At 59.7% G+C, this 17,513-nt stretch carries 20 protein-coding genes; 11 read left to right on the forward strand and 9 right to left on the reverse strand.

What is annotated here, in order from left to right; genetic code table 11:
• The first annotated feature begins 8 nt into the window (after positions 1-8).
• Positions 9-278, forward strand: a complete 270-nt coding sequence (locus HGP14_RS14035; RefSeq protein WP_168830481.1) for a type II toxin-antitoxin system ParD family antitoxin — start codon at positions 9-11, stop codon at positions 276-278.
• Positions 275-589 carry a type II toxin-antitoxin system RelE/ParE family toxin gene (locus HGP14_RS14040; protein ID WP_168830482.1) on the forward strand — a complete coding sequence of 105 codons (315 nt, stop codon included), beginning with the start codon at positions 275-277 and terminating at the stop codon, positions 587-589. Before HGP14_RS14035 ends, HGP14_RS14040 begins: the two co-directional genes overlap by 4 nt.
• 11 nt (positions 590-600) lie before the next feature.
• Here HGP14_RS14040 and HGP14_RS14045 read toward each other — a convergent pair whose 3' ends face one another.
• Positions 601-831 carry a CopG family ribbon-helix-helix protein gene (locus tag HGP14_RS14045; protein WP_168830483.1) on the reverse strand — a complete coding sequence of 77 codons (231 nt, stop codon included), beginning with the start codon at positions 829-831 and terminating at the stop codon, positions 601-603.
• A 162-nt stretch (positions 832-993) separates the two neighbouring features.
• On the opposite strand from HGP14_RS14045, the gene HGP14_RS14050 reads away from it, so the two are divergent.
• The 5 genes from HGP14_RS14050 (at position 994) to HGP14_RS14070 (ending at position 6,554) form a co-directional block, all read left to right on the forward strand.
• On the forward strand, positions 994-2,883 hold the full coding sequence (locus HGP14_RS14050) for an ABC transporter ATP-binding protein (protein ID WP_168830835.1): 1,890 nt from the start codon (positions 994-996) through the stop codon (positions 2,881-2,883).
• Between the two features lie 246 nt (positions 2,884-3,129).
• Complete coding sequence (gene petA, locus HGP14_RS14055) at positions 3,130-3,708, forward strand: ubiquinol-cytochrome c reductase iron-sulfur subunit (RefSeq protein ID WP_168830484.1); 579 nt, start codon at positions 3,130-3,132, stop codon at positions 3,706-3,708.
• A gap of 14 nt (positions 3,709-3,722) precedes the next feature.
• A complete protein-coding gene (locus tag HGP14_RS14060; protein WP_168830485.1) occupies positions 3,723-4,991 on the forward strand; it encodes a cytochrome b N-terminal domain-containing protein in 1,269 nt (422 codons plus the stop codon).
• Between the two features lie 23 nt (positions 4,992-5,014).
• The gene (locus HGP14_RS14065) at positions 5,015-5,899 is read left to right on the forward strand and encodes a cytochrome c1 (RefSeq protein WP_168830486.1); all 885 of its coding nucleotides are present in this window, start codon (positions 5,015-5,017) and stop codon (positions 5,897-5,899) included.
• Positions 5,900-6,011: 112 nt separating this feature from the next.
• Positions 6,012-6,554, forward strand: coding sequence for an adenine phosphoribosyltransferase (locus tag HGP14_RS14070; protein ID WP_168830487.1), 543 nt, complete (start codon positions 6,012-6,014; stop codon positions 6,552-6,554).
• Positions 6,555-6,565: 11 nt separating this feature from the next.
• Here HGP14_RS14070 and HGP14_RS14075 read toward each other — a convergent pair whose 3' ends face one another.
• Genes HGP14_RS14075 through ychF form a run of 3 tightly spaced genes read right to left on the reverse strand, consistent with a single transcriptional unit; the run spans position 6,566 to position 8,628 of the window.
• Entirely contained in the window at positions 6,566-7,033 is a 468-nt protein-coding gene (locus HGP14_RS14075; RefSeq protein ID WP_168830488.1) for a MaoC family dehydratase, read from the reverse strand.
• A complete protein-coding gene (locus HGP14_RS14080) occupies positions 7,030-7,491 on the reverse strand; it encodes a MaoC family dehydratase (protein ID WP_168830489.1) in 462 nt (153 codons plus the stop codon). The genes HGP14_RS14075 and HGP14_RS14080 overlap by 4 nt, the downstream gene beginning before the upstream one ends.
• A gap of 33 nt (positions 7,492-7,524) precedes the next feature.
• Positions 7,525-8,628, reverse strand: coding sequence for a redox-regulated ATPase YchF (gene ychF / locus HGP14_RS14085; RefSeq protein WP_168830490.1), 1,104 nt, complete (start codon positions 8,626-8,628; stop codon positions 7,525-7,527).
• 118 nt (positions 8,629-8,746) lie between these two features.
• On the opposite strand from ychF, the gene HGP14_RS14090 reads away from it, so the two are divergent.
• From HGP14_RS14090 to clpS, 3 genes are all read left to right on the forward strand, one after another.
• Complete coding sequence (locus HGP14_RS14090) at positions 8,747-9,019, forward strand: AbrB/MazE/SpoVT family DNA-binding domain-containing protein (RefSeq protein WP_168830491.1); 273 nt, start codon at positions 8,747-8,749, stop codon at positions 9,017-9,019.
• A complete protein-coding gene (locus HGP14_RS14095; RefSeq protein ID WP_168830492.1) occupies positions 9,009-9,419 on the forward strand; it encodes a type II toxin-antitoxin system VapC family toxin in 411 nt (136 codons plus the stop codon). The genes HGP14_RS14090 and HGP14_RS14095 overlap by 11 nt, the downstream gene beginning before the upstream one ends.
• Positions 9,420-9,569: 150 nt before the next feature.
• Complete coding sequence (gene clpS / locus HGP14_RS14100) at positions 9,570-9,881, forward strand: ATP-dependent Clp protease adapter ClpS (protein ID WP_168830836.1); 312 nt, start codon at positions 9,570-9,572, stop codon at positions 9,879-9,881.
• A gap of 25 nt (positions 9,882-9,906) precedes the next feature.
• Here the strand turns inward: clpS and HGP14_RS14105 are convergent, their stop codons facing one another.
• The 5 genes from HGP14_RS14105 to HGP14_RS14125 all read right to left on the reverse strand — a co-directional run bounded on the left by HGP14_RS14105 (position 9,907) and on the right by HGP14_RS14125 (position 15,071).
• Positions 9,907-10,374, reverse strand: a complete 468-nt coding sequence (locus tag HGP14_RS14105; RefSeq protein WP_168830493.1) for a GNAT family N-acetyltransferase — start codon at positions 10,372-10,374, stop codon at positions 9,907-9,909.
• On the reverse strand, positions 10,371-11,087 hold the full coding sequence (gene pth, locus HGP14_RS14110) for an aminoacyl-tRNA hydrolase (RefSeq protein WP_168830494.1): 717 nt from the start codon (positions 11,085-11,087) through the stop codon (positions 10,371-10,373). The genes HGP14_RS14105 and pth overlap by 4 nt, the downstream gene beginning before the upstream one ends.
• 83 nt (positions 11,088-11,170) lie before the next feature.
• Positions 11,171-11,890, reverse strand: a complete 720-nt coding sequence (locus HGP14_RS14115) for a substrate-binding periplasmic protein (protein WP_168830495.1) — start codon at positions 11,888-11,890, stop codon at positions 11,171-11,173.
• A gap of 25 nt (positions 11,891-11,915) precedes the next feature.
• Positions 11,916-14,273: an EAL domain-containing protein gene (locus HGP14_RS14120; RefSeq protein WP_168830496.1), complete on the reverse strand. Its 2,358-nt coding sequence runs from the start codon at positions 14,271-14,273 to the stop codon at positions 11,916-11,918.
• A gap of 180 nt (positions 14,274-14,453) precedes the next feature.
• A complete protein-coding gene (locus HGP14_RS14125; RefSeq protein WP_168830497.1) occupies positions 14,454-15,071 on the reverse strand; it encodes a 50S ribosomal protein L25/general stress protein Ctc in 618 nt (205 codons plus the stop codon).
• A 318-nt stretch (positions 15,072-15,389) separates the two neighbouring features.
• On the opposite strand from HGP14_RS14125, the gene HGP14_RS14130 reads away from it, so the two are divergent.
• Positions 15,390-17,480 carry a bifunctional diguanylate cyclase/phosphodiesterase gene (locus HGP14_RS14130; protein ID WP_168830498.1) on the forward strand — a complete coding sequence of 697 codons (2,091 nt, stop codon included), beginning with the start codon at positions 15,390-15,392 and terminating at the stop codon, positions 17,478-17,480.
• Positions 17,481-17,513: the final 33 nt, after the last annotated feature.

Below are 17,513 nucleotides of genomic sequence, written 5' to 3' on the forward strand. Positions count from 1 at the left end.
ATTACATCATGGCAACGGTAACGATTTCGCTTCCTGATAGCCTCAAGGCTTTTGTTGAAAGCCAGATGGCAAGCAAAGGCTACGGCAACGTCAGCGAATATTTCCGCAGCCTCGTTCGCGAAGCGCAGGTGCGGGAAAATGAGGCACGGTTGGAAGCCTTGCTGCTTGAGGGGCTGGCGTCGGGCGAAGCTGTAGAGGCGACGCCAGAATTCTGGAGCGATCTGAAGAAGGAGGCAGCCCAACTGCTTTCCGCTCAGCGGGAAAAGAAGCCTCGGTGAAGCTCGTCATCAAGCCCGCAGCCCGAAGGGATATCTTATCGCAGGCCGCTTACCTTGCCGAAAACGGCGGGGCCGAACTCGGCCTGCGATTTGTGGCTTCTGTCGAGGAATCCTTCCGACGCCTTGGCGAATATCCCAATGCGGGAGCGCCACGAGCTTTCGCTAACCCTTCATTGGCCGGATTGCGTTCATGGCCTATCCCGGATTTTGAAGATGTTCGCGCGTATTACCTAGTCAACGATCATTACATCTTAATTCTGCGCGTATTATACGGGAGGCGCGACCTACCGCATGCTCTCGCTGAGATCTGAACGCGATTGCCTTATAGGCTATCGGCCCAGTCTCTTACCCTATGGCGCTCCACCAGGACGAGGGCGCCTGCCCCTGCCATCGCGCGGAGCGCCGTCAAGCGGCGCTCTTCCTCGCGGTCGAGCCATGCGGCGATCGCCTCACTGACAATGAAGTCGCGCGAGATACCAAGTTGTGCAGCGGTTTCGTCGAGCCTGCCCGCAAGCGGAAGCGGAATATGCGCTGCAAGCATCTTCGTTTCCATAGGGTATTTCTCCGTTAAGCGGCGATTGTACTCCGAGATTGGCACGAGGTCAGCGACATTCAACGCTAATGCCGCCGATGTTACCGAAAATTACCAAAATATAAGGTTGTATCTGCCTTGCATTCCCTTTGCCGCAGGGCCGTTTCAGCCTATATCGCAACGATGTTTCTGCGCCCGATACTCAATCTGTTTGAGAACTGGATCAACCCGTTCCGACCGCGCGACAATATTCAGCCGCCGCGTGCGACGGCGGGCTTCATCTGGTTTTACATCGGCCAGGCCAAATGGCCCTTCGTTGCGATGCTTGTTCTCGGCGGCATGTCGGCGGCGATCGAGGCTGCATTGTTCTGGTTTGTCGGACGGCTGGTGGACATCCTGGGAGCCGTCAAGCCGGGCGTCGGCTGGAGCGAACTGCTTGCTGCGCACGGCGCCGAGCTCTTCGGCATGCTGGCGCTGATCGGCCTCGTTCGCTTCGTTGTCGCCTTCCTGATCGCGCTGGTCGATCAGCAGGTGATCACGCCGGGCTTTTACAATTTGGCGCGATGGCAGTCATATCTGCATGTGTCGCGCCAATCGCTGCATTTCTTTCAGAGCGATTTTTCCGGACGGATCGTGACGAAGGTCTGGTCGGCCGGTCAGGCAGTGGGCGACCTCGTGACCTCGCTCATGGAGAGCGTCTGGTTCGTCGGCATTTACGCCGCAACGACGCTGGTGCTCGTCGCGCGGCTCGACTTTTCGCTTGCACTGGTTGTTCTTCTGTGGCTCTGCGCCTTTGGCGTGCTTGCCCGTTATTTCGTGCCGCGCATCCGTTATCACTCCCGCGAGACTGCTGAAGCCGCCTCCATGCTGAATGGTCGCATGGTCGATTCCTACAGCAATATCCAGACGCTGAAGCTCTTCGCTCGCCACGAAGAGAGCGACCGGTACATGCGTCAGGGCTTCGATATCTATCAGGAGACGGTGCTGCGCTTTACCCGGTTCATAACCGGCGTGCGCGCCTCGATGGCGCTCCTCTCCGGCCTGATGATCGTGACGATGACCGGATTGAGCGTCGATCTCTGGCTGCGTGGGTTGATCAGTTCCGGGGCCGTGGCCTTTTCGCTGGCGCTTGTTCTGCGTCTCAACTTCCTTCTCGGGCGCTTGATGACACAGTTCAACGGCATCATGCGCAATCTGGGCACCATCCAGAACGCTGCTGAACTGATTTCGCAGCCGCTTGGCCTCGTCGACCGGCCGGATGCCGCCGATCTCGTCATCAAGGAGCCCGGCATTCGCTTCGAAAACGTCACCTTCCACTACGGTCGCGGCAAGGGCGTCATCGAGAATTTCTCCCTGACGGTCGCGCCGGGCGAGAAGGTCGGGATCGTCGGACGCTCCGGCGCCGGCAAGTCGACGCTGGTCAACCTCTTGCTGCGCCTCTACGACCTGGAAGGCGGGCGCATTCTGATCGATGGCCAGGACATCGCCAAGGTCAAGCAGGAGTCGCTGCGTATGCAGATCGGCGTCGTCAGCCAGGATACGTCGCTGCTGCACCGCTCGGTGAGGGACAATATCCTTTTCGGCAGGCCCGATGCGAGCGAAGAACGATTGATTGACGCTGCGCGGCGCGCCGAAGCGCTCGAATTCATCGAACGGCTGCAGGATCAGCAGGGACGCAAGGCTTTCGAGGCGCATGTCGGCGAGCGCGGGGTGAAGCTTTCCGGCGGGCAGCGGCAGCGCATCGCCATAGCGCGTGTCATGCTGAAGAATGCACCGATTCTGGTGCTCGACGAGGCGACCTCGGCACTCGATTCGGAAGTGGAAGAAGTGATCCAGTCCAATCTCAGCCGGATCATGGAGGGTAAGACCGTGCTCGCCATCGCGCATCGCCTTTCCACCATTGCGGCGCTCGATCGGCTGATCGTCGTCGATGAAGGCCGAATCATCGAGGAAGGCACCCATGATGCCTTGGTGGAAAGAGGCGGGCTTTATGCCGAGCTTTGGGCCCGCCAGTCGGGCGGTTTCCTCGGAGCCGACGAGGATATGGCGGCGCGCGAGGCACGCGCGATATAGGAAGACGCCTCCGCGACGACGCCTCGATCCAAGGACGCTAGCGGGGCTGCCTTAAAAAATTCATCTAAGATTACGGCGACATTGAGTCTCATCCCCTTGTGAAGGCTGGACATAATTTGCGTTCACGCTTAGAACGCGCGGTGAGGGGTGGAGAATCTATGGCCGAACTGCGTCAATTGCGATTCGCCGCCGCCCAGAGGGGGCAGGGCGGAATTCCGCCAAAATTGCGCAGAGGATGGTTAAGACGTGAGCGAGTACGAAACGACTAGCGAGGCTTCAAGCGAGCCCACGCGCCGTGATTTTCTTTATCTCACCACTGGTATGGCAGGCGCTGTCGGCGCCGCCGCGGTCGCATGGCCGTTCATCGACCAGATGCGGCCGGATGCCTCCACACTGGCCCTTGCCTCCATCGAAGTCGACGTCGCGAGCCTCGAGCCCGGCATGTCGCTGACCGCCAAGTGGCGCGGGAAGCCAATTTTCATCCGCAACCGCACGCCCGAGGAAGTGAAGGCTGCCGCCGACGTTCCGATGGCGGACCTCAAGGACCCGGTTGCTCGTAATGCGAACCTGCCTGCCGACGCCCAGGCTACGGGCGTCGACCGTTCGGGCGGCCAGGGCAAGGAAAACTGGATCGTCATGATCGGCACCTGCACGCATCTCGGCTGCGTTCCGCTTGGTCAGGCCGGCGAATACAATGGCTGGTTCTGTCCCTGCCATGGTTCGGTGTATGACACCGCCGGCCGTATCCGTAAGGGTCCGGCGCCGCAGAACCTGGCGATTCCGACGTTTTCATTTGTGTCCGACACTAAAATCAAGATCGGTTGAGGGGAGACTGATACATGAGTGGCCATTCCAGCTACGAGCCATCAACCGGCTTGGAAAAGTGGATCGATGCGCGCCTTCCGCTACCGCGCATGGTTTACGACAGCTTCGTTGCATATCCGGTGCCGCGCAACCTGAACTATGCCTACACCTTCGGTGCGGCGCTCTCCGTCATGCTGCTCGTTCAGATATTGAGCGGCGTGGTGCTCGCCATGCACTACGCGGCCGAAACCTCGATCGCGTTTAATTCCGTTGAAAAGATCATGCGCGACGTCAACCATGGTTGGCTGTTGCGTTACATGCATGCGAATGGCGCATCGTTCTTCTTCGTTGCCGTCTACCTGCACATCGCCCGAGGCCTTTATTATGGCTCCTACAAGGCGCCGCGTGAAATTCTCTGGATCCTCGGCGTTCTGATCTACCTTCTGATGATGGCGACCGCTTTCATGGGCTATGTCCTGCCCTGGGGCCAGATGTCCTTCTGGGGAGCAACGGTCATCACCGGCTTCTTCTCCGCCTTTCCGCTGGTCGGTGAGTGGGTGCAGCAGTTCCTGCTCGGCGGCTTCGCGGTAGACAATCCGACGCTGAACCGCTTCTATTCGCTGCACTATCTGCTTCCCTTCATCATTGCGGGCGTCGTCGTCCTTCACATCTGGGCGCTGCACGTGACCGGCCAGACCAATCCCACGGGCATCGAGGTGAAGACCAAGACGGATACCGTGCGCTTCACGCCCTATGCGACCCTCAAGGACGCGCTCGGCGTTTCGGTCTTCCTGCTGGTTTACGCCTACTTCATTTTCTACATGCCGAACTTCCTCGGCCACGCCGACAACTACATCCCCGCCGATCCGCTGAAGACGCCGGCGCATATCGTTCCGGAATGGTACTTCCTGCCATTCTACGCAATGTTGCGCTCGATCACCTTCAACGTCGGTCCGATCGACTCCAAACTCGGCGGCGTGCTGGTGATGTTCGGGGCGATCATCGTGCTGTTTTTCGTGCCATGGCTCGACACCTCGAAGGTCCGCTCGGCGGTCTACCGCCCTTGGTACAAGATGTTCTTCTGGCTGTTCGTGATCGACGCGGTCGTCCTCGGCTGGCTTGGCTCTCAGCCAGCGGAAGGCATCTACGTCATGGTCTCGCAGTTCTGCACGCTGCTCTACTTCGCCTTCTTCCTCGTCGCCATGCCGGTGCTTGGTCTCGTTGAGGTGCCGCGCCGCATTCCAAACTCGATCACCGAGGCGGTGCTCGAAAAGCAAAAGCAACCTGCCATGGTCAAGGCATAAGCGAGCGACAGAGGGATAGAAACATGAAAAAGCTTGTTGCAAGCATTCTGCCGCTCGCCGTCGCAGCCGTGCTCGGGAACTCTGCATTCGCCCAGGAAGCGACACCGGCGAATGGGGCGGCTCCGGCCCACCACGAGGAAAGTGCGACACCGCATTATCCTCTCAAGGAGCCGCGGGAGCAGGAGTGGAGCTTCGCGGGGCCGTTCGGCCATTACGACAAGGGCCAGCTTCAGCGCGGTCTAAAGGTCTATACGGAAGTCTGTTCCGCCTGCCACTCCATGAGCCTCGTTCCGTTCCGCACGCTCGGCGAGCTGGGGTACTCGGACGCGCAGGTCAAGGCTTTTGCCGCGAACTACGAGGTGCAGGATGGCCCGGATGCCAACGGTGAAATGTTCACCCGCAAGGCAGTTCCGTCGGATCATTTCCCGTCACCTTACCCCAATCCCCAAGCCGCCGCCGCCTCCAACAATGGCGCCGCGCCGCCGGACATGTCATTGCTCGCTAAGGCTCGTGAAGTCGAACGCGGCTTCCCGCAGTTCGTCTTCGACATCTTCACGCAGTATCAGGAAGGCGGGCCGGACTATATCTATTCGCTGCTCACCGGCTACGAAGAGCCTCCGGCCGGTTTCCAGGTTCCGCAGGGCGCGCATTACAATCCATACTTCCACGCTGCTGCGGCTTTCGCCATGCCCAAGCCGCTCTCGGACGACCAGGTGACCTATGACGATGGTACGCCGCAGACCGTCGATCAGTATGCAAGGGATGTCTCGGCCTTCCTGATGTGGGCAGCAGAACCGCATCTGGTCGAGCGCAAGCATACCGGTTTCATGGTCATGGTGTTCCTGCTGATCTTCACGGGTCTCATCTATCTGACGAAGCGCTCGGTTTACGCCAACAAGGAAGCCTGAGCGGCTCCCACCAAACGTGCAAAAGGCGGCGTTCGAGCCGCCTTTTTTGTTGGTTCCATGACAGGCACTTGATAGGGTGCAGCCGACCAATGCGCAGACAAACGGACTTTGCATGAACACTATTGCCTCGGAGCTTGCGGACAGCATCCGCTCCATTCCGGACTATCCGAAGCCCGGCATTATCTTTCGTGACATCACGACGCTGCTCGGCGATGCGGTCGCCTTCCGGCAGGCCGTGGACGAACTGGTGAAACCGTATGTGGGCTTGGGCGTCGGCAAGATCGCCGGCATCGAGGCCCGCGGCTTCATTCTCGGCGGGGCGCTGGCGCATCAGCTTTCGGCGGGCTTCGTGCCGATCCGCAAGAAGGGCAAGCTACCGCACCAGACGGTGCGGATGGCCTATAGCCTCGAATACGGTACCGACGAGATGGAGATCCACGTGGACGCGGTGAAGGCCGGCGAGAAGGTGATCCTCACCGACGACCTCATTGCCACCGGCGGCACGGCGGAAGGCGCCGTCAAGCTGCTGCGACAACTGGGCGCCGAGATCGTTTCGGCCTGTTTCGTCATCGACCTGCCGGAGCTCGGCGGCCGCAAGAAGCTCGAGGCGCTCGGCGTCGAGGTGAGGACACTTGTCGAATTCGCCGGGCACTAGACCCCCCGGCGTCACTCGAACTCGAGCACGCTGCCCTCGAAACGGATGACGGGCGTACCGTCCTGATTGACGCCTTCGTTGAGCATCGAATTCAGGTGCCAGCCCGGCCGCGATGCGAGGGGCCGGCTGGCGAGCAGGGTCACCGAATAGCTTACCGTCTCGTCGACGAAGACGGGGCGCAGCCATTGCAGCTTCTGGAAGCCCGGCGAGGGGCCGAGCTTCGGCGCTGCTATGCCTTCTTCGGCAAGACGCACAGTTTCCTTCTCCCAATACTCCAGGAAGGTCCGCATCCAGGCGGCGCAGCTGTGCCAGCCGGAAGCACAGAGATTGCCGAACAGCGTCTGCTTGGCTGCTTCCTTGTCGACATGGAAGCGCTGCGGGTCGAAACGCCGGGCGAAATGGACAATGCGCTCCTCGGTGAACGTGTAGCTGCCGATCTCGGTCTTTTCGCCGATCGCACAGAGTTCCGCTATCCTCATGCGTTTGCCTCCGCCGCGTCGCGCATGCTGAACATGATCCAGTTTTCGCAGTAGCAGGCGAGCTCGCCGCGCTGGTTGCGGATTTCATGCTTGAAGCGGGCGATGCCGATGCCGGGCCGGGAGCGCATGGCGCGGGCCTCGAGCACAGTCGAGAAGCCCGAAAGCGTGTCGCCGGCAAGAACCGGCTTCTTCCATTCCATCAGATCGATGCCGGGCGCGCCCTGAGAATGCGAGTCGAGGAGATAGCCGTCGGCCATCATGCGCATGAAGAGTGCGCAGGTATGCCAGCCGGAAGCGGCGAGCCCGCCAAGGATGCTTGCGCGCCCGGCGGCTTCGTCCATGTGCATCGGCTGCGGATCGAATTCGGTGGCGAATTCGATAATCTCCTGTGCGGTCACGGCCACCGGTCCCAGCGGGAAGGCACGGCCCGGCTCGAAGTCTTCAAAGTATAGCTTCATCAGGCCCCATCCTCCCAACGGCCGCGCGAATGCTTACGTGTTGAAGCGGAAGTGGATCACGTCGCCGTCCTGGACGACATATTCCTTGCCTTCGTCGCGGCCCTTGCCGGCTTCCTTGGCACCGACTTCACCCTTGAAGTTGATGTAGTCGTCATAGCCGATCGTGAAGGCACGGATGAAGCCGCGTTCGAAGTCGGTGTGGATGACGCCGGCGGCCTGCGGGGCCTTGGTGCCGCGCACGATCGTCCAGGCACGCGTTTCCTTCGGGCCGACGGTGAAATAGGTGATCAGGTCGAGCAGGTGATAGCCAGCGCGGATGAGACGGTCGAGACCGGCTTCCTCAAGGCCGAGCGCCGAGAGGAACTCCTTCGATTCCTCGTCCGGCAGCTGTGCCACTTCGGATTCGATCGCGGCCGAGATGATGACGCATTCTGCGCCCTGCTCCTCGGCCATGGCTGCCACGGCTACGGTATGCTCATTGCCGGTGGAGGCATCGGCCTCGGCGACGTTGCAGACATAGAGGACCGGATGCGACGTCAGAAGGTTGAGGCTCTTGAGGATCTCGATCTCTTCAGGTGCCAGCGTCTTCAGTAGCAGCCGGGCCGGCTTGCCTTCGTTCAGAAGCTTGATGACGGCTTCCATCACCGGCAGCTGCGCGATGGAATCCTTGTCCTTGCCGGTGGCGCGCTTGCGGGTCTGCTCGACGCGGCGCTCGAGGCTCTCGAGGTCTGCAAGCATCAGCTCCGTCTCGATCGTATCGGCATCTCCGACCGGATTGATGCGGCCTTCGACATGGGTGATGTCGTCGTCCTCGAAGCAGCGCAGCACATGCACCACGGCATCGACTTCGCGGATGTTGGCGAGGAACTTGTTGCCGAGGCCTTCACCTTTCGATGCGCCACGCACGAGGCCGGCGATATCGACGAAGGAGATGCGCGTCGGGATGATTTCCTTGGAGCCGGCGATCGCAGCCAGCTTCTGCATGCGCGGATCAGGAACGGCGACTTCACCGGTGTTCGGCTCGATCGTGCAGAACGGGTAATTGGCCGCCTGCGCCGCTGCCGTCTTGGTGAGCGCGTTGAAGAGTGTCGATTTGCCGACATTCGGCAGACCGACGATACCGCATTTGAAGCCCATGGCTGGATGTCCGTATTCGCTGAAATCGTTGCCTTGCCTATGGGGGAATGGCTGCTTCGGGTCAAGGCCCATTGAAAGTAAGGCATATATGCCTTACGTTTGTTGAGGAGGTTTAATCATGGCGACATTGACGGTAACGGCAAAAGGACAGATCACCTTGAAGAAAAAGGTGTTGGAGCATCTGGGCGCAAAACCGGGAGACGAACTCGAGGTCGAATTGCTGCCGTCCGGCAGACTGGAGATCGTTGCAAAGCAAGAGCGGCCGAGCGGTTCTCTCGAAGAGTTTTTCGGCAGCCTTCATAACGAGAGAGCTATTCACCTTACCCTCGAGGACGTTCAGGAAGCCATTAGGGCAAGCTGGGCCGGAGAAGCTTCCGACGATGATCGTTGATACCAATGTTCTTCTTCGCGCCGCTGTCATCGACGATGCGCTTCAGACCGAGCAGGCGCGGCAATGCCTGCGGGACGCAGCGCAGATATTCGTGTCGACCGTTGCTCTATGTGAATTCGTCTGGGTTGCCCGGCGTTTCTACCGGATGAGCAGCGCGGAGGTCGCGCATGCGATCCGGCTGCTGGTGGCGGATCGGAAGGTTGTCTTCGACCGCGCCGCGGTGGAGGCTGGCCTGTCCTTGCTGGAAGCCGGCGGCGATTTTGCCGATGGCGTCATTGCTTTCGAGGGGCGGAGGCTCGGAGGCGAGATATTCGCGACCTTCGATAGAAAGGCGGCGGTGGTGCTGGAGAAAGCGGGGCAGGAATGTCTCTCGCTGTCCGATCAGCCGATAGGGCATTGAAGTGACCCTCCGCAGTGCAATATAATCAATGGCGCAAAGAGCGAGGTGTACCGAAAAACGGGCGCCGAAGGACGGGCGAAGCGCCGTTCCGGCTTTGCCGATCCGACCACGATTTTCATCATTCCCCATGTCATCAACGGTGGACTTCCGATGAGTGACAGCAACGTTGCCATAAAGCCTAAAACGAAGACCAAGCCGAAGCTGGATAGGCCGAAGCTCTACAAGGTTATCCTGTTCAACGACGACTACACGCCCCGCGAATTCGTCGTCATGATCCTCAAGGCCGTTTTCCGGATGAGCGAGGAAACGGGCTATCGGGTCATGATGACGGCGCACAAGCTGGGATCCAGTGTGGTCGTCGTCTGCGCAAAGGACATTGCCGAGACGAAAGTCAAGGAAGCGATGGACTATGCGAAGGAGGCAGGATTCCCGCTGATGCTCACGGCTGAGCCGGAGGAATAGGCTTGGCGATCTCCCCGTCCGCGCGTTAGTCCTTGGCGGGCCGCCTGATCTGGAAGCCGGTCTTGTTCTGCATAAAGCCGCAGCTTTGGTAAAAACGAAGCGTCGCAGGGTTCTTGGAGCCCGTAAGCAGCATCACCTTATAGCATCCGGCCTCCCAGGCGCGCTCGACAGCATGGGCGAGGAGAGCTGCGCCATACCCGTTCTTGCGGTGATCGCCGTGAGTGACGACGTTCTCGATGAGCGCGTAAGACGCACCATTGCGCGTCAGGTTGGGTATCACGATCAATGTCACCGTCGCGACGGCGACCGCGCCGATGAATCCAATGAATACCGTCATGCCCGGCTGTGCAAGGATCGCCGACATGCGCTCGTCCGCGAGCGCCGGATCAAGCGCTGGATCGGCGGGATTGAGGTGGCTGCAGAGAAGCTCAAGGGCCGGAAGATCGTCACGGGATGCAGCCCGTATCGTAAGCTGCCCGGCCACCCTGCTCATTCGCCCTTGTTGCCGAACATCTTCTTGAGCATGTCCGCCATTGGCCCGGTCGCGGGTAGCTTCGGCTGGTTGTGATTGCGCGCCTGATGGATGTGGGATTTTGCCGCCGGCTTTTTTTCCGGCGTTGGCTTGTCCTCCTCCGGCTTGCCGCCGAGGGCAAGCGCGAGCTTGTTCATCAGCTGCGAATCCTCGTTGCGGACCAGCATGTCGGCGTTGTCGGAAAGCGTGTCGAGGAGCGGCTCCAGCCAGGTCTGGTCGGCCTTGGCAAAATCGCCGAGGACGTGGTGCTGCACCAGTTCCTTGACGCCCGGATGGCCGATGCCAAGGCGCAGCCGCCGGTAGTCCTTGCCGCAGTGAGCGTCGAGCGATCTGATGCCGTTATGGCCGCCATTGCCGCCGCCGGTCTTCAGCCGGGCCTTGCCGGGCGGCAGGTCGAGTTCGTCATAGATGACAACGAGATCGGCGGGCTGGAGCTTGTAGAAGCGCATCGCTTCGCCAACGGATTCGCCCGAAAGGTTCATGTAGGTCTGCGGTTTGATCAGCAGCACTTTTTCGCCGCCAAGCTCGCCTTCCGCAATCTCGGCCTTGAACTTCTTCGACCAGGGCGAAAAGCTGTGGCGCCGGTGGATGGCGTCGGCTGCCATGAAGCCGATATTGTGACGGTTGCCGGCATATTTGCTTCCGGGATTGCCGAGACCCGCGATGATCAGCATTGGCCAGTCCGTTTCTTGAACACCTGTATCGCTTCACCACCGCGAAACGCACGCGAAGTCAAGTGCAAAGGCAGGACGCCACGCTAGTTGCCGAGATGCAACCCGTATTTCAGGAAAATCTGCTTCTGCCTGCCGTCGGCGATCAGCGCGTCGAGGGCGGCTTGCATTCTCGCCTGCAGGTCGGTCGGAAAATCCTTGTGGCAGGCAATGCCCATCGGCTGCGACGATAGCACGGTAACGATCTCCACGGGCTGATCGGCCTTGAGCTTATCAAAATAGAGCTCCGAAATGGGCATCATCTCGATGCGGCCGTTGAGCAGCTTGCGAAGCGTCGCGTTGAAGTCCGTCGTCACGTCAAGCTTGGTGAAGCCCTTCGCCTTGAGAGTCATCTCCGTATAGTCCTCGCGCTGGGTGCCGATCGTGTATTTCTTGGCCTCTTCGAGGTTGCTGGCAGCCACGTCCGAACCCTTTCGCTTGATCAGGATATTGCGATCGACGAGCAGCGGCTCGATCCATTTGAAGTGGGGATGGCGCATGTCATTGTGCGCGGTGGCGAAGACGCAGGTCATCGGCTGCGATTGTGCGAGGCTATAGGCACGCGCCCAAGGCATCATCTCGATCGTGTAGTCGACGCCGATAGCGCTCATCACCGCTTCGACCTGGTCGACGGTCGCGCCCTTGAGGACCTTTCCGTCGCGATAGTTGAAGGGCGGGTATTCCTCGGTGGTGAAATGTATCGTCTCGGCGTGTCCCTTGGCGGTGCAAGAAAGCACCAGGTAAACAAGAAGCAGGAGCTTTTTCATCGCATTTCCTCCTCCAATTTGCAGATCATGAGGCTCTCGCTACCTCACCCATCGCCCCAGTGAGATCATCGATCAAGTTCGAGACATTCGCCGGACGGTGGAAGAGGTAGCCCTGGCCATGGTCAAGCCCCATCAGGTGCAGCGTGCGGCATTGCTCCTCCGTTTCGATGCCTTCGGCGATGACGGTGCAATCCATCCTGTGCGCCAGCGTGGTGATGCTCTCGACGAGCATTCGGCTCTTGTGGCGGACATCGGCGTTGGCATCGTTGATCGATCGTGTGAAGGATTGGTCGACCTTGATGATGTCTACCGGGAAGCGGTTGAGATAGCTCAGCGATGAATAGCCGGTACCGAAATCGTCGAGCGCGATGCGGCAGCCGAAGCGGCGCAATTCCGTGACGATCATGCGAATCTGCGGGTTGTCGTGCATCAGCACGGCTTCCGTGATCTCGACGACGATGCGATCCGGACGAACGCCGTGCCGCCCAAGGAGCGCGGCAAGGCGGGAGGCGAGGGTGGTCTCGAACTGCAACGGCGAGAAGTTGATCGCAAGATAGGCATCCTGCATCCCCGCAATATGCGAAATCTTCGCCAGATGCCCGATGGCCTTCTCCATGATGACGTTGCCCACGCGAACGATCTTGGCGGTCTCCTCCGCGACATGGATGATCTCGGCCGGTGGCATCAGCCCTTTCTCAGGGTGGTTCAGGCGCAGAAGCGCTTCGAAGCCGGCGACGCGCCGATCATCGAGGCCGACAATCGGCTGCAGATAGGCGTCGAACCAATCCTCGGCGAGTCCATTCTCGATATGGTTTTCGATCTCGGCGCGCGCTCGGGCGCTGTGCAGCATGCTGTCATCGAAGAGCTGGGCGCCGTTCTTGCCATCCCGCTTCTTCGCATACATTGCCATATCCGATTTCTGCAGCAGTTCGGCCGCATTCGACGCATGGCGCGGATAGATCGCGATGCCGATACTGGCGCTCAGATGCAGCTCGGGACCGAAAGGTGTTTCCAAGACGGATGCGATCTGCTCGGCCATGGCTTCGGCACGCTTCTCGCCATCCTTGGCGGGAAGCAGGATGGCGAACTCGTCGCCGCCCAGGCGAGCTGCCTGATCGGAGGGCGCAAGATGCGTGTTGAGCCGCTCGACAAGTTCGCGCAAGGCGCGGTCGCCTTCGGCGTGGCCAAGACTATCATTGATCCACTTGAAGCGGTCGAGATCGATGAAAAGGCAGGCAAGCTCATGGCCTGCTGCGTCGGCTTCAGCGATCTTGCTGTCGAGGGCGGCTTCGAAGCCCTGACGGTTCAGCAGGCCCGTTAGGTGATCGGTGATCGCCTGGCGGTGGTTGCGGTCCTCAGACGCCTTCAGTTCCGTGACGTCGGTCATCACCGACAACGAGAGCTGGTTGGATCCGGTCGCCGCCTTGGATTCCAGGATCAGGACGTCCATAACCCGGTCATCGGCACAGAGGAACTTGACGGTCACATCGAGTGCCGTGCCGTCTGCTGAGCCTTCGCGCCGGCTGTTGAAGGCGTCGCGAGTGTCTGCGGTAACAAGTTCGGAGAACTTGCGTCCGACAACGCCCGCTCTGGCGTAACCTGTCGCGACGAGCCAATAGTCGCTGACCGCGGTGATCCGATCCTGATTGTCCAGCGAGAAGAGCATGGCGGGAGTCAGGTTGTAAATATCGGTTGCGAGGCGATGGGCGAGCTTCAGCTCCTTCTCTTCGCGTTCCAGCTTCGTCTGCATCTCGTTAAAGCTACGGGCGAGGCGGCCCATTTCATCGCTCGACTGCCAGTCGACGTGATGACGGGACCCAAGCTGACGGGTTGCCTCGACGGCTGTGATGAGCCTCATAAGTGGCTGAATAACGAAGAGACGGTTGCCGATCACAGCCGCGCAGAAGACAGCCATCACCGCAACGACGAAGATGGATAGGAAGACGATCTCTTCATGCTTCAGGCCGGAGAAGAGGCCGAGTTTCGGATAATAGACCGCGATGCTGCCAAGGTTCTTCGGCCCGTCGACGGTGTTGTAGATGATTGCGCGGGAAACTTGGACGAGTTCGCCATCAAAGGATTTCGGGATCGTCGACTGGGTGACGTGGAGCTGGCCGGACTGATCGCGGACCTCGACCTTAACAATGGCGCCCTGCGAAACCATCGTCGCGCTGATCTGCGTCACGATTTCCTCATCCAGATCCCACAGCGGCTTTGCGAGCGCCTGAGAGTTGGCAGCGAGAAGAACGGAGATGTGGTCGCGTATTTCTTCGTCAGCGCTTTTGGAGGAAAGGAATAGAAAGAGTACAAAAAGAGGCGCTACAAATATGAGAAGCGCGCCGCAGACAATTGAAAAAAATCTGTTCTCAACGGAATTGTTCATGGTTCCCCGGGGTCACACTTTCGCGTCCAGTAACGGCTGAACGCGGCCTGTGCAAAACTGCCCAGATGATGCTTTCATGAAATGTGTTAAATGTTGCTGAAGTGACCCGGCGTCCCGAAGCGAAAAGGCCCGCCTTCCAGGGGAAAGCGGGCCTTATGATTAGAAATTGGTGTATGCGGATCAGGCTTCAGTTTCGCCTTCGGCTTCAGCCGCAGTTTCGTCGATGCCGGCGGCCGGAGCGACGATCGTCGCAACCGTGAAGTCGCGGTCTGCGATGACCAGCGACACGCCCTTCGGCAGCGTGATATCGGAAATGTGGATGCTGTCGCCGATCTTCTTGCCCGCAAGGTCAACGTTGAAGAAATCCGGGATCGCATCAGCCGGGCAATGAACTTCGATCGCGTGGCGAACGATGTTCAGAACGCCGCCAACCTTCAGGCCCTGCGACTTTTCTTCGTTGATGAAGTGAACCGGGATTTCGACGGTGACCTGCGTGTTGCCGGAGACGCGGAGGAAATCCACGTGCATCGTGAAGTCGCGGACCGGATCGAGCTGATAGTCCTTCGGCAGAACCTTGTACTTCTGGCCGCCGACGTCGATCGTCGCGATCGTGGTCATGAAACCACCGGAATGAATACGCTTCGTCACTTCATTGGTGTTGAGCGCGATAGAAATGGGGGCCTGCTTGTCACCATAGATGACAGCGGGAATCAAACCGTTGCGGCGAAGTTCACGGGCGGACCCCTTACCAACCCGTTCGCGCGCCTCGGCCTTGAGCTCGTAAGTTTCCTGGCTCATGGCTATTCCTTTCGAGGTTATTTGGAGAGTCTCAGTCCGGGCCTTGCCGGTCATCGACTGGAAGCGCCTTATGGCAGCCTCATCCGCGTTGCCTCCAAGGGTGTCTGCGCGGACGCGTGCGCTATAGTATAAGTGAAGGAGAAACGCAAGCTGGACAGACAGGGTAAGTCCGCCCATGCCAGTAGTTGCGCCTCTCTATCGGCCGGTTGCAATTTAGACGATTACTTAACCATCGAATCGCAATTACGAACGAATTAATGGATCGTACTGGCGGTCTGACTATAGGTGGCTCGATTTCAATGTCCCGGTCCATCTGCAATGTTACGCATCATTTCCTGCATCACCGTCGAACACAACTTCTCGCATCTGATCTTTGCCACGGTCATCTGCGTGCTCGGCTCCATGCTGACGATGCGGCTGTTCACACGCGCACGCAGGACGCAAGGGCTGCAGAAGTGCAACTGGCTCTTTCTGTCGGGTTTCGTCGGCGGTTCGACGATCTGGACCACGCATTTCATCGCCATGCTCGGCTATCGATCGCCGACGCTGAGCGGCTACGAACCCGAATTGACGCTTCTTTCCCTTTTCATCGCCGTCATGGCGAGCATTGCCGGTTTCACGGTCGCTTCCAGCACCCAGAAGAGTGCACTGGTAGAGGCGGGGGGTGCCATCGTTGGTCTCGGTATCGCTTCCATGCACTATGTCGGCATTGCGGGATACAAGGTCGCCGGCCATATGGTGTGGAACCAGGCCGATGTCGTTGCTTCGCTCATCATGGCTGCCGTCTTCGGGGCGATCGCCACCAACCGCGTCGCGCGGCCGCTGACGCGCTTCTGCAAGCACGGTTCCGGCCTCGCGCTTGTGCTTGCGATCGTACTTACGCATTTCACCGGCATGGCCGGTCTGACCATCGTTCCGGATAATATCGTCCCAGTCACCGGCGAGCTGATCTCCGTCGGTGTCATGACCGGTCTCGTCCTTGCCGTCATGATCGTCATTCTGGCGCTCGGCGCCTCTACCTATGTCATCGACATGCAATCGAACCAGGAGGCCGTCGAACGCTACCGTCACCTGTCGCTGCATGATCCGCTGACGAACCTTCCAAACCGCGCTGCCTTTAACGAGCGCCTTGCCGTGCTTGCCAAGCGGCCGAAGGACATGACGGCGAATATCGCCGTGCTCTCGTTCGATCTCGACCGCTTCAAGGAAATCAACGACGTGCACGGTCATGCGGCTGGCGACGCGGTTCTGCGTACGGTGGCCGAGCGGCTTGCTTCGCTGGGCAACGAGGGTGAATTCGTCGCCCGCATCGGCGGCGACGAATTCGCGGCGGTGATGAGCAACTATTTCATCCGTTCCGACGCGTCGGGGCTGGCGCAGCGGATTATCGACGAGGTTGCCAAGCCGGTGTCGTGGGAAGAGCAGACGCTCTGTGTCGGAACGAGCGTCGGCATTTCGACCTATCCCGCTCAGGCGGACACCATAGACGACGTTCTTTCGCAGGCGGACATTGCGATGTATCGCGCCAAGTCCGCCACCAGCAACAGCATCTGTTTCTACGATGCGTCTATGGATCAGGTTTCCCGCGAGCGGAATGCACTGGCGATCGAGATGCGCGACGGCCTGAAGCGCGGCGAATTCGAGCTTTTCTACCAGCAGCAGAACGACACGGTGACCCGCGACGTTCTCGGCTTCGAAGCACTGCTGCGCTGGAAGCATCCTGTCCGCGGCTATGTTCCGCCGCTGGAGTTTATCCCGATCGCGGAACGCAACGGTTTTATCCTTGAGCTTGGCGAATGGGTTCTGCGCCAGGCCTGTGCCGAGGCGGCGACCTGGAAGAACCCGCTTCGCATCGCCGTCAATGTCGCTCCGCAGCAGCTCAGCGTCCATCGCCTGCCGCAGATCGTTCAGGAGATCCTGTCGCAGACGGGCCTGCCGGCTTCGCGGCTTGAACTCGAGATCACGGAGTCAGGCATTATCGCCGACCATCAGCATGCGCTGCGTATCATCCGGCAGCTGAAGGCCATGGGCGTCAAGGTGGCAATGGACGATTACGGCACGGGTTATTCATCGCTCTCGACCCTGCAGAGCTTCCCCTTCGACAAGATCAAGATCGATCGCGCCTTCGTCGATGGCGTCGTCACCAACAAGCAGTCGGCGGCCATCGTGCGCTCGACCCTGATCCTTGCTGCAAGCCTCGATATTCCGGTGCTGGCCGAAGGCGTAGAGAACGAGGATCACATCGACTTCCTTCGACGCGAGGGCTGCCTGCAGGTGCAGGGCTTCCTTTTCGGCAAGCCGGTGCCGCGTTCAGGCATCGAAGAGATCGTCAGCGGCACGCCCGCTCCCAAACCGGATGGTACGGGTCTGGATGCCAAAGGCGGCCCGGCAACCGCGGCAGCGGCCTGATGAAAACATTACCGAGTGCCAAGCGGCTGGGTT

This window comes from Rhizobium sp. P32RR-XVIII (assembly GCF_012641395.1).
Lineage (GTDB): Bacteria > Pseudomonadota > Alphaproteobacteria > Rhizobiales > Rhizobiaceae > Rhizobium.